12 protein-coding genes are annotated in these 12,582 nt (G+C 70.0%); 8 read left to right on the top strand and 4 right to left on the bottom strand.

Translation table 11 applies throughout. The annotated features are described in order from the left end of the window. Window positions 1-39: 39 nt before the first annotated feature. Genes OG729_RS06050 through OG729_RS06015 form a run of 8 tightly spaced genes read left to right on the top strand, consistent with a single transcriptional unit; the run spans window position 40 to window position 6,034 of the window. Window positions 40-510 carry an SRPBCC family protein gene (locus OG729_RS06050; RefSeq protein ID WP_360881386.1) on the top strand — a complete coding sequence of 157 codons (471 nt, stop codon included), beginning with the start codon at window positions 40-42 and terminating at the stop codon, window positions 508-510. A gap of 10 nt (window positions 511-520) precedes the next feature. Continuing rightward, window positions 521-982 (top strand): DUF1772 domain-containing protein, encoded by a 462-nt coding sequence (locus OG729_RS06045; RefSeq protein ID WP_360881388.1) that lies wholly within the window; start codon window positions 521-523, stop codon window positions 980-982. Window positions 983-1,010: 28 nt separating this feature from the next. After that, on the top strand, window positions 1,011-1,763 hold the full coding sequence (locus OG729_RS06040) for an SDR family oxidoreductase (RefSeq protein WP_360881390.1): 753 nt from the start codon (window positions 1,011-1,013) through the stop codon (window positions 1,761-1,763). After that, window positions 1,763-2,092, top strand: coding sequence for an antibiotic biosynthesis monooxygenase family protein (locus OG729_RS06035; protein ID WP_360881392.1), 330 nt, complete (start codon window positions 1,763-1,765; stop codon window positions 2,090-2,092). Before OG729_RS06040 ends, OG729_RS06035 begins: the two co-directional genes overlap by 1 nt. Continuing rightward, the gene (locus tag OG729_RS06030) at window positions 2,082-2,393 is read left to right on the top strand and encodes an antibiotic biosynthesis monooxygenase family protein (RefSeq protein WP_405804758.1); all 312 of its coding nucleotides are present in this window, start codon (window positions 2,082-2,084) and stop codon (window positions 2,391-2,393) included. The genes OG729_RS06035 and OG729_RS06030 overlap by 11 nt, the downstream gene beginning before the upstream one ends. Before the next feature lie 31 nt (window positions 2,394-2,424). Next, window positions 2,425-4,161 (top strand): acetyl-CoA carboxylase, carboxyltransferase subunit beta, encoded by a 1,737-nt coding sequence (gene accD / locus OG729_RS06025; protein WP_360881396.1) that lies wholly within the window; start codon window positions 2,425-2,427, stop codon window positions 4,159-4,161. Beyond that, window positions 4,158-4,688, top strand: a complete 531-nt coding sequence (locus OG729_RS06020) for an acetyl-CoA carboxylase biotin carboxyl carrier protein (RefSeq protein WP_404722256.1) — start codon at window positions 4,158-4,160, stop codon at window positions 4,686-4,688. The genes accD and OG729_RS06020 overlap by 4 nt, the downstream gene beginning before the upstream one ends. A 2-nt stretch (window positions 4,689-4,690) precedes the next feature. Then, entirely contained in the window at window positions 4,691-6,034 is a 1,344-nt protein-coding gene (locus OG729_RS06015) for an acetyl-CoA carboxylase biotin carboxylase subunit (protein WP_360881400.1), read from the top strand. 58 nt (window positions 6,035-6,092) lie between these two features. On the opposite strand, the gene OG729_RS06010 is transcribed toward OG729_RS06015, so the two are convergent. The 4 genes from OG729_RS06010 to OG729_RS05995 all read right to left on the bottom strand — a co-directional run bounded on the left by OG729_RS06010 (window position 6,093) and on the right by OG729_RS05995 (window position 12,439). Beyond that, the gene (locus OG729_RS06010) at window positions 6,093-8,210 is read right to left on the bottom strand and encodes a multicopper oxidase family protein (RefSeq protein ID WP_405804755.1); all 2,118 of its coding nucleotides are present in this window, start codon (window positions 8,208-8,210) and stop codon (window positions 6,093-6,095) included. Between the two features lie 80 nt (window positions 8,211-8,290). Beyond that, window positions 8,291-8,917: a hypothetical protein gene (locus OG729_RS06005; protein WP_360881404.1), complete on the bottom strand. Its 627-nt coding sequence runs from the start codon at window positions 8,915-8,917 to the stop codon at window positions 8,291-8,293. Between the two features lie 38 nt (window positions 8,918-8,955). Then, window positions 8,956-10,599 (bottom strand): FAD-dependent monooxygenase, encoded by a 1,644-nt coding sequence (locus tag OG729_RS06000; RefSeq protein ID WP_405804753.1) that lies wholly within the window; start codon window positions 10,597-10,599, stop codon window positions 8,956-8,958. A gap of 79 nt (window positions 10,600-10,678) precedes the next feature. Beyond that, window positions 10,679-12,439 carry an MFS transporter gene (locus OG729_RS05995; RefSeq protein WP_405804752.1) on the bottom strand — a complete coding sequence of 587 codons (1,761 nt, stop codon included), beginning with the start codon at window positions 12,437-12,439 and terminating at the stop codon, window positions 10,679-10,681. Between the last annotated feature and the right edge of the window lie 143 nt (window positions 12,440-12,582).

Below are 12,582 nucleotides of genomic sequence, written 5' to 3'. Positions count from 1 at the left end.
ACCGACACACGCCACACCGACTACCGGGAGGAGGCCGCCATGGCGGGCCACACCGACAACAGCATTGTGATCGACGCGCCCATGGAGCTGGTCTGGGACATCACGAACGACCTGAAGGGCTGGCCGCAGCTGTTCAGTGAGTACGCCTCGGCGGAGGTGCTTCAGGAGAAGGAGGGCGAGATCACCTTCCGCCTCACCATGCACCCGGACGAGGACGGCAATGTGTGGAGCTGGGTCTCCCGTCGCATCCCCGACGCCGAGGCCAGGACCGTGCACGCGCACCGCGTCGAGACCGGGCCGTTCGAATTCATGCGCATCTACTGGGAGTACACCCAGGAGAAGGCCGGCGTGCGCATGCGCTGGGTGCAGGACTTCCATATGAAGCCCGAGGCCCCGGCGAGCGACGAGGGGATGACGGAGTACCTCAACCGCAACACCGCCGTCCAGATGAACCTCATCAAGCAGAAGGTCGAGGCCGCGGCCGCAAGCCGGGCCGAGGCGGCGGGCTAGGAGGACACAGGTGCTCGCCTTCCTGGTCCCCGTCGTCGTGCTGCTCAACGGCCTGGCGGCCGGGGTGCTGTTCGGCACACAGCTGGGCGGCTGGCCGCTGCTCGCGGCGCTCCCGGCCGACCGCTATGTGCACGCCCACGCCTTCTTCGCCACCCGCTACGACCCGGCGATGCCGCTGTGCCTGCTCGGCACGCTGATCGGCGACGTCGTACTGGCAGTGCTCGCCCCTGATGCCGCGGTCCGCGTCCTGTTCATCGTCGGGGCCGTGCTCGCGGCGGTCACGGTCACGATCTCGCTCACCAAGAACGTCCCCGTCAACAAGTGGGTGCAGACCCTCGATCCGGACAATCTGCCGGACGACTTCGAGGCCAATGACCCGCGCTGGAACTGGGGCGCCTGGAATCTGCGGCGCAGTGTGATCACCGTGATCGCCCTCTTCGTCAACTGCTCCGCGCTCGCCCTGCTGCTCTGACGCCATTCGACGCTTACGGAGGAAAATCATGGATCTCGGCCTCAGGGGCAAAAAGGCCCTGGTCACCGGCGGCACCCGAGGGGTGGGCCGGGGCATCGTACGGGCACTGGCACAGGCCGGCGTCGATGTGCTCACCTGCTACCGGCAGGAGAGCGAAGCCGTGACGTCGCTGGAGAACGAACTCAAGGAGACCGGCGGAGCGCACCATGTGGTGCGGGCCGACGTCGCCGACCCCGCGGATGTCACGGCCCTGATCGAGCACGCCCGTACCCACTACGGACACCTCGACCTGGTGGTCAACAACGCGGGCGCCATCAGCCACATCCCGTACGAGGATCTGTCGCTGGCGGAGTGGCGGCGCATCGTCGACACCAACCTCACCGGCTCCCACCTCGTCATCCAGACCGCACTGCCGCTGCTCGGCGCGGGCTCCTCGGTGATCAGCATCGGCTCGAAGGCCGTCGACGCGGGCATACCTCTGCGCTCCCACTACACCGCCACCAAGGCGGCGCTCGCCGGTCTGAACCGGTCCCTGGCCAAGGAGTTCGGCGGTCGCGGTATCCGCTTCAACATCGTCGCGCTGGGCGTCGTCGAGACCGAGAACCTGTACGCCCTGCCCGAGGACCAGCAGAAGCTGATGATCGAGCGGTACAGCGCGAAGACCGCGCTCGGCCGGCTCGGCACGCCGGACGAGGTCGCGGGCGCGATCCTCTGGCTCACCAGCGACCTGGCCCGCTATGTCACCGGCGCGACGATCAGCGTGGACGGAGGAATCTCCTGATGGCCTCCACCGTGTTCCGCGTACTGCTGCGCATGGACATCGAGCCCGGCCTGGAGGAGGAGTTCGAGCGGGAGTGGCTCGCGGGCACCGACGCGGTGACCGGACACCCCGCCAACCTGGGTCAGTGGCTCTCCAAGGCCACCGACGCACAGAGCAGTTACTACATCATCAGCGACTGGGTGGACGAGCCGCGCTTCCGCGCGTTCGAGGAGAGCCCGGCCCATCTGGAACACCGCGCGAAGCTCCACCCCTACCGCCGTGGCGGCGAGTTCCACACCATGAACGTCGTCACGCACATCGAAGGCAAGGCGTCCGCCGATGCCCGGTGAAGTCAGGGTGCTGGTCTACCAGGCGGCCCACGACGAGGAGCAGCTCCAGGCGGTGCGCGAGGCGTACCACCTGGTCAGCAAGCGACTGGCCCAGGTCCCGGGGATGCTCGGCAACGAGCTGCTGCGCTCCCCGGCCGACCCCACCGCGCTGATCGTCGTGAGCCGCTGGGCCGATCTGGCCGCATTCCAGCGCTGGGAGGAGGGCGCCGGGCACCGCGAGGACACCGCGCCCCTGCGCCCCTACCGCGACACCCGGCTCGCCGTGCCGTTCGGCATCTACGAGGTCGATGCGTCCTACTGAGTCGATGCGTCCTAATGAAGGGCAAGCTCCGATGACCACCACCGCACGACCGGCCAGGACTGCCGCCGAGAGTGAGCCGGCGGCCTGGGTGACCTGTTCCCAGTGCCGCTCCCTGGTCTACGGAAAACGCTATATACGCCTGCTGCAGGTCTGCCCCGAATGCGGTGCGCACGCCCGGCTGGATGCGCCCAGCCGGATCCGGCAGCTCTTCGACGGGGGCACGGCACAGCCCGTCCGGGTGCCCGAAACCCTCATCAACCCGCTGGACTTCGTGGACCAGCGGCCGTACGGAGAACGTCTCGACCAGGCCCGCCGCAAGACCGGCCAGCAGGACTCGGTGCTGGTGGTGCGCGGCCGGATCGACGGGCGGCCGCTCGTCGCCGCCGTCATGGACTTCCGGTTCTTCGGCGGCAGCCTCGGCGTCGCCGCCGGGGAGGCGATCACCACCGCCGCCGAGACCGCACTGAAGGACCGTACGCCCCTGCTCATCGTCACCGCCTCCGGCGGGGCGCGGATGCAGGAAGGCGCGCTGTCGCTGATGCAGATGGCCAAGACCAGCAACGCGCTCGCGGAACTCGACGAGGCGGGCCTGCTCACCATCACCCTGGTCACCGACCCCACCTACGGCGGAGTCGCCGCCTCCTTCGCGACGCTCTCCGACGTGGTGGTCGCCGAGCCCGGCGCGCGGATGGGCTTCGCCGGCCCCCGGGTGATCGAGCAGACCATCCGGCAGAAGCTGCCGCCCGGCTTCCAGACCGCGGAATTCCTCCTGGATCACGGCCTGGTGGACGACGTCTGGCAGCGCACCGAACTGCGCGCCCGGCTCAGCCGGCTCCTTGCGGCCACGGAGGTCCCGGGACCGAGCTGGGGCGCCGGCGAGGAGGACCCGGTGGTCCGCGACAGTCAGCTGCTCGACCAACTGCCCGCCTGGGAGTGCGTACAGCTCGCCCGTGAGGCCGGCCGGCCCACCGCCCTCGAGCACATCGGCTACTGGCTGGACGGCTTCGTCGAACTGCACGGCGACCGCGCGGGCGAGGAGTGCGCGGCCATCGTCGGCGGAATCGGCCGGCTCGACGGGCTCCCGGTCATGGTGATCGGACACCAGAAGGGCCACACCACCGCCGAACTCGTCAGCCGCAACTTCGGCATGCCCTCGCCCGCCGGATACCGCAAGGCCGCCCGGCTGATGCGGCTCGCGTCCAAACTCGGCATGCCGGTGATCACTCTCATCGACACCCCCGGCGCCTATCCGGGGCTGACGGCCGAGGAGAGCGGCCAGTCCAACGCCATCGCGGAGAATCTGCGGCTGATGGGCTCGCTGACCATCCCCGTGGTGGCCGTGGTGACGGGCGAGGGCGGCAGCGGAGGCGCGCTGGCACTCGGCGTCGCCGACCGCGTGCTGGTGTGCGCCAATGCGACCTACTCGGTGATCAGCCCGGAGGGCTGCGCCGCGATTCTCTGGAAGAACGCCGCCGAGGCCGCGGTGGCCGCCGACGAACTCGCCCTGGACGCCGCTTCGTTGCTGCGCCTCGGCGTCGTCGACGGCGTGATACCGGAGCCCGAGGGCGGCGGCCACACCGACACCACGGTGATGAGTGACGCGGTACGCCGGGCGGTCGTCGTGGCGCTGCGCGAACTGCGCGGCACGACCACCTCCAGCGCCGCACGGCGCGCCCGCTTCCGCGCCTTCGGGCTGGCGGACGGCGCGCATCTGCAGACATCAACAGGTGCAACCGCAACGGCAGGTTCTACGGAGAGAGACCGATGAACGAAGTCACCAAGGACAGCGTGCGCAGCGGGTCCGGCGGCCCGCTCGCCGGACTGGACTACGACACCAGTGGACTGGCCCTCACCGACATCTGCCGCAGCATCGCGGAGGTCGTACGGGTCGGGCCGAGCCACCCGCGCCGGGTACGGGTGGCGCTGGGCGCAGCGAGCGTGGAGGTCGAGTGGGAGGAGGGCGAAACGCCCCCCGGCCCGCGAGCCACCGCGGCCCCGCCCCGCGAGGAGGACGAGGAGGCACTCGACGGCTTCCGCGAATGCGCGCCGCTGGTCGGCACGTTCTACGCGGCGCCGTCCCCGGGCTCCCCGCCGTTCGTCCAGGTCGGCGACCACGTCGAGGCCGGCCAACAGCTCGGCATCATCGAGGCGATGAAGCTGATGAACCCGCTGGAGGCCACCAGGCCGGGGCGGATCGTCGAGGTGCTGGTCCAGGACGGGGAGCCCGTCGAGTACGGACAGCCCCTGGTCCTCCTCGACCCCGAGGCCTTCACCGGCACCGACAAGGAGGACTGACCGTGGCCCTGGACACGGTTCTGGTGGCGAACCGGGGCGAGATCGCCCTGCGGGTCATCAGGACATGCCGCGAGATGGGCATCCGCACGGTGGCGGTCCACTCCACCGCCGACAAGGACAGCGCCCATGTGCGCGCGGCGGACGCCGCCGTGCAGATCGGCCCTGGCATGCCCCGCAAGAGCTATCTGTCAGCCCCCGCGGTGATCGAGGCCGCGCTGCGCACCGGCGCCGACGCGGTGCACCCCGGCTACGGTTTCCTCTCCGAGGACCCGGACTTCGCCGAGATCTGCGCCGACAACGGCCTGGTCTTCATCGGCCCGCGGCCCGAAGTCCTGTCCCGGCTCGGCGACAAGGCGGTGGCGCGGGCACTGATGACGGACGCCGGGCTGCCCGTCCTGCCCGGCAGCCCGGGCACGGTCGACAGCGCGGCCGAGGCCACCGACCTCGCGGGCCGCATCGGCTTCCCGCTGATCATCAAGGCCGCGGCGGGCGGCGGCGGCCGCGGCATGACCGTCGTACGCCAGTCCTGCGACCTGCTGCCCGCCTACCGGCAGACCCGCGCGACCGCGCAGGCCGTCTTCGGCGACAACCGGGTGTATCTGGAGCGCTTCTGCGACAGCGCCCGCCATATCGAGGTCCAGGTGCTGGCGGACGGTCACGGCAAAGTGCTGCACCTCGGCGAGCGCGACTGCTCCGTACAGCGCCGGCACCAGAAGCTCATCGAGGAGAGCCCGGCGCCCGGGCTGCACCCGGGCCTTTCCGAGGCCATGGCGAAGGCGGCGGTGCGCGGCGCCCGCGCCGTCGGCTACACCGGCGCGGGCACCTTCGAGTTCCTCGTCCACGACGAGGGCTTCTCCTTCATGGAGATGAACTGCCGCATCCAGGTGGAACACCCGGTGACCGAGGCCGTGTTCGGTGTCGATCTCGTACGCGAACAGATCCATGTCGCGGCGGGGGAGACGCTGGCCTTCAAGCAGGAGGACCTGGTCCCGCGGGGCACGGCCGTCGAGTGCCGCGTCAACGCGGAGGACCCGGCCCGCAATTTCGCACCCTGTCCGGGCATGCTGGACGAGTTCGTCCCGCCGGGCGGCCCGTTCGTACGGGTCGACACCCATGGCTATGCCGGCTGGCGGGTGCCGTCCCAGTACGACTCGCTGCTCGCCAAGGTGATCACCTGGGCACCGGAGCGCGGCCAGGCACTGGACCGGATGGACCGGGCGCTCGCGGAGTTCCGGGTCGTGGGTCCTGGGGTGCACACCACGATCCCGCTGCTGCGGGACGTGCTGGCGGACCCGGTCTTCCGCGACGGCAAGCACAACACGTCGTTCCTCGACGAGCGCCGCTGAACGCAGCTGCGCAAAAGGCCCGGCCCCTTCGAGGGCCGGGCCTTCCTCGTGCGTCACGTCATTCTGGCCGGTTGTGCGCCTTGCCACCGACGGAGTACGGGGTGGTGACGCCCTCGTACGCCAGATGCATCACCATGCCGAGACCGGTGTGGACGAAGTTGTGGCAGTGGTCCATCCAGATGCCCGGGTTGTCGGCCTTGAAGGCGACCTCCCACTGGTCGCCCGGCCGGACATTGATCGTGTCCAGCCAGACGGGGCTGCCCGTCGTCTTCTTGCCGTCCTTGCTCAGCACCAGCATGTGGTGGCCGTGCAGATGGATCGGGTGGTCCTCCTCGCCGCGGTTGATGAACTTCGTGCGGACGAGGTCGCCCTCCTTGACCATCAGCATCGGCGCGTCCGGGAACACCTTGCCGTTGATGGTCTGGCGCAGGCCGAACTTCCCGTTGTAGAAGCCCAGCCAGTCGTCGAATGTCAGCTTGAAGCTGCGCTCGCTCTTGCTGCCGGCGTCGAAGGGCGTGCCGGTCGCCTCGCCGTACTTCGTGAGGTCGAACTCGGGCCCGTCCAGCTTCGGTTCGATGTCGCCCTTGCCGTCGGGGGAGTAGATGATCCCCGCGTCCTTCGCCGCCGCGTCCGTCAGCCGGACCGGCGAGAGGGGCATGGTGAACTCCACGTCCATCCGCTGGGCGCCGCCCACCACCAGCAGCTCGTCCTTGATCTCACCGGGCTTGTTGATGTCGGTGCCGTCCAGCGCGGTGACCTTGAACGGTACGCCGGTCAGCGCGAAGGTCTTGGTCAGATTGCTGCTGTTGACCAGCCGCAGCCGTACCTTCTCGCCCGCCTTGGCCGTGCGCCGCTCCAGCACGTCGGAGTTGCCGAACGCGGGGTAGCTGCCGCCGGGGGTCTCCCAGTCGTGCGCGACGACCGTCACATCCTTGTCGGCCTTGTTGACGGAACGGGCCTGCTTGGCCGGCTCGATCACCAGTGGACCGAAAAGACCCCGCTTGACCTGCTCGGAGGCCTGCTGGTGGGAGTGGTACCAGCGGGTGCCCGACTCCTCGACGCGGAACCGGTAGGTGTACGACTGGCCGGGCTGCACCGCGTCCTGGGTGGCGCCCGCTACCCCGTCCTCGCCGTTGGGGATGTCCAGGCCGTGCCAGTGGATGGTGACCGGGGTCTTCCCCGACAGCCGGTTGGTGAGTTTGATCTCCACCAACTCGCCCTGTTTCACCCGCAGTTCAGGGCCGGGTATCTGCCCGTTGTACGTCCATGCGGTGAAGGTCCTGCCCGAAGCGAGCTTGACCTGCTTCTCCTGCGCGGTGAGGTTGAAGACACGGTCCGGCTTGCCCTCGCGCGGGCCCTTGAGCGAGTCGACGCTGACGGCCGCGGTGGTGCCGGTCCCGCCGTGCAGATGGGGCCCGCCCGCCATATGGCTGTGGCCGCCCGCCGGGCCGCCGCCGTAGTCGGGCTCGCCCTGCATCATCGAGAAGGTGCCCGGCAGCCTGCTGTCGTTGATACCGAAGGTGACCAGGCCGAACGCGGCGCCGAGCGCGACGACCGTGGTGCCCAGCCGCACACCCCAGGTGCGCCCGGCCGAACGCCGCACGGGCGCGGCACCCCGGGAGAACCGGCGGACCCGGGCGCGGGCGCGGACCGTGAGCAGCACGCCGGCCAGCACCAGAACGCCGAGGCCCACCGCCAGATTCAGCACCGTCGAGCGGTGCGGCGGAAGGAACTTCTCGAAGAAGCCGCCCAGCGCGCCGACCGCGGTGATCTGCGGCGGCAGCACGGTGCGTACGGAAGCCGCCTGCGCGCGCTCCGCTTCCGAGGGGGCAGCATCCCGGTCGGCCGGCCGCCTTCTCGCGGCGGACACCACCCGGGGCAGGGTCAGTACCAGGGTGGCGAGAGCACCGGGAAGCAGCAGCGCCAGGGTGCTGATCGCGCGCCGGTCCTCGACGAACACCCAGTCCAGATTGGCGAGTTGGATGAACCCGACCAGCCGCGCGACGGTGGCGATCAGGGCGAGGGAGAGCAGCACGAGAGCGATACGAGCGGTGCGACGCGCCCGGCCGGCCGTGGGACGGCCTGCCTGGCGTCGCACCAGTAACGCCGCGGCGAGCCACGCGGGGAACAGGACGAGGCCCAGGATGAAATCCAGCCTCGAAAGGGTCACATACATGTCAGTACTCCGGTCGAGGGCGGTCGCGTCGAAGCGGTCCGGGAGTATCCCGGACCGCCTGAGCGCCTGAGTCCCTGGTGTTAGGGGCGGTCGATGGTCAGGGAGCTGGCGCCCCCGACGACCTCGATGTCGTACCGGTTCTCAGCCGCCTCGAACTCCGGGACGGCCAGCTCCAGTCCGCCGCCGACGGCGTCCAGGTGCTGGTTGTCCAGGGTCAGATGGGAGGCGCCGCCGGTGACCTTGACCCGGGCGGGCACGTCCTGCGGCCGGCGGAACGTGACATTGCTGGCCCCGCCCCCGATCCGGATACGTACCGTGCCACTGGGCCGCGGCAGGACGATCGAGACATGGCTGGCCCCGCCGCCGAGGTCGAGCCTGGTCAGTTCGAGCGAGGACAGATCGGCCGTGACCCGCCCGGCGCCGCCGTCGATCTCGACCGCCCAGGGCACCGACGCATTGACCGTCAGCTGCCCGTTGTGCCGGCGGATGGAGAACGGGTGCAGGCGGCGCGGGTAGCGCACCGTCACCACACCGGCGGCGGCGTGCACTTCGGGGACCAGCCCGGAGAAGCGTCCGCGGTAGAGATCCTCGCTGTTCTTCTCCTCGGCGGCGAGGGTCAGTTCCGACGCCCCTCCGACGAACTTCAGCAGCCCGGTCGTCACCGACCCCAGAGCCTCGCTGAACTGCTGTTCCTGGTCCTTGGCCATGATGGATCAACTCCTTCTCTCTCTTCACACGTCTTGCTTCACACGAGCCGGTCGAGCACGTGGCCCAGGACCTGTTCGAGTTCCTGCTGCGGCTCGGCGGCAGCGCCGTCGCTGCGCCAGGCCACAAATCCGTCCGGACGCACCAGCACCGCCCCGTCGTTGCCGACGGCGTAGGCTGCGGTCCAGGAGTCCTCCGGGTCGGCGGGCGCGATGCCGTTGCCGACTCGGTGTACGTCGATGTCGACGCCGAGCCGCTGGGCGGCGGGTCCTGCCGCGTGCTCCCAGCCGGTCGCCTCGGGTCCGGTGAGCAGCACCAGCGATTCGCCGAAGAGGTCCAGTACGGACAGCTCCTTGCCGTCCTTGCGCAGCGCCAGGTGCGGGGCGCGTGTCCCGGGGCGGCCGAGACGGCGCGGGTCGATCGCGGGCGGCGCCTGCTCGTCGCCCTTCTCGGGCAGCAGAGCGCCGGCTTTGTAGCGGTAGCCGAGGATGGCCGCGGCGTAGCTGACTTCCTGGCCGTCCTCATGGCCGTCGGTGGCCGAGCGGCCCTGCAGTTCGGCCAGCGCGTAGTCGATGGTGAAGCGGGCGACGGGCCTGCGCTCCGCCTCGTACGTGTCGAGCAGCCCCTGACCCGCGGTGCGGTCGAGCACGGCGGCCAGTTTCCAGGTGAGGTTGTGCGCGTCCTGGATTCCGGTGCTGGCGCCGAACGCCCCGGTGGGCGGCATGGAGTGGGCGGCGTCCCCGACCAGGAAGACCCGGCCCTGGCGGTAACGTTCGGCCAGTTGGGCGGCGATCTCGAAGCCGAGGATCTTCTCGCCGGTCTTCTCGATCTGCACCTCCAGGCCCTCGACATGGAGATCGGGCACGCCGACCGCGGCGCGGATGGCCTCGATGCAGCGGGCCTCGTCGAAGTCCTCCAGCCGCTCGCCCCGCTCGGGGTGGTACGGGGTGTAGAAGACCCAGCGGGAACCGTCGAGCGGCATCAACAGCGTGCCGCTGTCAGGCTGGTCGAAGTAGCCGAGTCCGAGATCGCGGCCGCGCAGCGGCCCGGTCAGATCGGCCTTGAAGACGACGCTGACGGTGTGCACCAGGGTGCCGGGGCCCTCGGCGGCGATGCCCAGCTGGTTGCGTACGGGACTGCCCGCGCCGTCCGCACCCACCAGGTAGTCGGCGTGGACGGTTCGCTCCTCGCCGGTGACCGTGTCGCGGACGACGGCGGTGACCCGCTCATCGGACTGCTCGAACGACACCAGCTCGGTGGACCAGCGGATGTCGGCGCCCTCGTCGGCGGCGCGCGCCGCCACGATGCGCTCCAGCTTGTCCTGGTCGATGGAGCACCAGGTGACCGGCGTGACCGCGGAGGTGAGCTCCGGGGCCTCGTCCTGCATGGGGGCGGAGAAGATCTCCGGCCCCGCAAGGTTCTCGGCGCGGACCATGAGCTTGACGCTGAGGTCGGAGGTGAGGGAGCGGTCGGCGAAGATCGCGTCCTCGAGGCCGGCCGAGCGGTAGACCTCGACGGTACGGGGGTTGATCACCCGGGCCCGCGGGTGCAGCAGGGCGCTCGGGTGGCGCTCGACGAGCAGGGTGCGAATGCCCTTGCGGGCGAGGAACAGTGCGGTGGAAAGGCCGACGACAGCGCCGCCGACGATGAGCACCTGCACCTGTTCCGTGTTCTGTTCCGACATTGGGTGGACCTCCTCGACGGGGGTGGGCGGGGACCCCGCGGACGGTGCCGCGGGGCCCCCGGCGGGGGGTGAGGGTTGGTCAGGACGTGCTCTGCGGCGAGGGCGCAGTGGCCGGCGCGGTCTGGCCCGGGACCTGCCCGGCCGCGGCTGCCTCGGTCTCGTCCTCGAACGTCTCCTCGTGGTGCTGCGCCTTGCGCGGCAGCAGGAAGATCAGCAGGAAGACGACGGCGACAAGGCCGATCTGCGCGAGGATCGTGCGCTGCAGGGCGGTGCTGAAGGCGATCCGCCGTGCGTCCTGCGCGGCATCGCCGATCGCGGCCTGGGCGCCCGCGCTCTGCACGGAGTTGAGGGCCTCGCAGCTCTTGGGTGTGTCGGTCGGGTCCGCGGCCGAGGTGCGGTCCGCGAAGCACTCGGCGAAGGAAGCGGTGATCTCGCCCTGCTGGCCCGGCGCCACGGCGGCCTTCTCGAGCCCGGCCCGCAGCTGCGGTGTGACGTCCTTGGTCGCGCCGTCCGCGGCCCCGCCGAGGAAGCCGAGGAAGATCGCGCCGATGACGGCGATGCCGATGGCTCCACCCACCTGCTGGACGGCGTTGACCACACCGGAACCCGCGCCGGAGTGCTCCGGCGGCACGTCGGAGAGGATGAAGTCCAGGATGGGGGCGATGATCATGCCCATTCCGAGACCGCCGACGAGCAGGGTGGGCAGCAGCCACCAGGAACCGATCTGGTCGCCGCGCCACTCGACGGTCGCTGAGATGCCGCCCAGGCCGGCGGCGAGCAGGACCGCGCCGATGACCAGGACCTTGCGGCCCAGCTTGGCAGTGAGCACGGTGGCCGAGAACGCGGCGCCGAAGCTGACACCGAAGGACCACGGCAGACCGGTCAGACCCGCTCGCAGCGTGGAGAACCCGAGGCCCGTCTGCAAGAAGATGATGAAGATCAGGAAGTGCCCGATGACCACGGCGAAGAAGACGACGTTGGCCAGCAGACCCGCGGAGAACGAGCGGCTCTTGAACAGGCCCGGCAGGATCAGCGCCGAACCGCTGGAGGCGTGCCGCCGCTTCTGGTGCACGGCGAAGATCACCAGCACCGGCACCGAGGCGACCAGCGAGACGAACGCCCAGGCCGGCCAGCCGGCTTCACGGCCCTGCACCAGCGGGAACAGCAGCAGCAACAGGCCGAGGCTGACCAGGATGGTGCCGACGACGTCCAGCTTGATCGGGTGCGGGGACCTGGAGTCGCGCACCACCGCGGAGGCGGCGGCCAGCAGCGCGATCCCGACCGGGATGTTCAGCAGGAAGATGACCCGCCAGCCCAGGTCGAAGAAGTCGGCGTTGATCAGCACGGCTCCGACGATCGGTCCGCCCACGGTGGCGAGCCCCGCCACGCCGCCGAACGCGCCCAGTGCGGCACCCCGCTCCTTCGGCGGGAAGGTCGCGGTGATGATGGAGAGCACCTGCGGCACCATCATCGCCGCGGACGCGCCCTGCAGGGCACGCGAGGTGATCAGCATCTCCGGGCTCTGCGCCATCCCGCACAGCGCCGACGTCAGCGTGAACGCGGCGACGCCGAGCAGGAAGAGCTTCTTGCGGCCGAACATGTCGCCGAGCCGGCCGCCCAGGATGAGCAGCACGGCGAAGGAGAGCAGGTATGCGGCGACGACCCACTGGACGGCCGAGTAGCTGGCGCCCAGGTCACGCTGGATCGGCGGGATCGCGATGTTGACGATCGTGGAGTCGAGGAGATCCATGAACGCCGCGAAGAGCACCACGATGAGCGCCTTCTTGCGCTGTGGATCAGCCCCGACGGCGGTTGCCTGTACGGCTGGGGACTCGGACATGATGCGACCTTTCGGTGATCTTCACTGCGTCCGGTGGGGAACCCGGCCGGGTCTAGACTGGGCCGGTAGGTCAGCGGCTAAAACTCTCTCGGAGTGATTGTCTTAGTCGCTAAGATAATGACTTAGCTAGATGATACGGAAGG

The organism is Streptomyces sp. NBC_00210 (assembly GCF_045160975.1).
In the GTDB taxonomy this organism is placed as follows: Bacteria; Actinomycetota; Actinomycetes; order Streptomycetales; family Streptomycetaceae; genus Streptomyces.
This window is presented reverse-complemented; position numbering and strand designations above follow the sequence as displayed.

Coding starts and splice junctions, on each gene's coding strand:
- OG729_RS06005 (WP_360881404.1), bottom strand. CDS start 8,917: ATGGCCAAGGACCAGGAACAGCAGTTCAGCGAGGCTCTGGGGTCGGTG.
- OG729_RS06020 (WP_404722256.1), top strand. CDS start 4,158: ATGAACGAAGTCACCAAGGACAGCGTGCGCAGCGGGTCCGGCGGCCCG.
- OG729_RS06010 (WP_405804755.1), bottom strand. CDS start 8,210: ATGTATGTGACCCTTTCGAGGCTGGATTTCATCCTGGGCCTCGTCCTG.
- accD (WP_360881396.1), top strand. CDS start 2,425: ATGACCACCACCGCACGACCGGCCAGGACTGCCGCCGAGAGTGAGCCG.
- OG729_RS06050 (WP_360881386.1), top strand. CDS start 40: ATGGCGGGCCACACCGACAACAGCATTGTGATCGACGCGCCCATGGAG.
- OG729_RS05995 (WP_405804752.1), bottom strand. CDS start 12,439: ATGTCCGAGTCCCCAGCCGTACAGGCAACCGCCGTCGGGGCTGATCCA.
- OG729_RS06030 (WP_405804758.1), top strand. CDS start 2,082: ATGCCCGGTGAAGTCAGGGTGCTGGTCTACCAGGCGGCCCACGACGAG.
- OG729_RS06000 (WP_405804753.1), bottom strand. CDS start 10,599: ATGTCGGAACAGAACACGGAACAGGTGCAGGTGCTCATCGTCGGCGGC.
- OG729_RS06040 (WP_360881390.1), top strand. CDS start 1,011: ATGGATCTCGGCCTCAGGGGCAAAAAGGCCCTGGTCACCGGCGGCACC.
- OG729_RS06035 (WP_360881392.1), top strand. CDS start 1,763: ATGGCCTCCACCGTGTTCCGCGTACTGCTGCGCATGGACATCGAGCCC.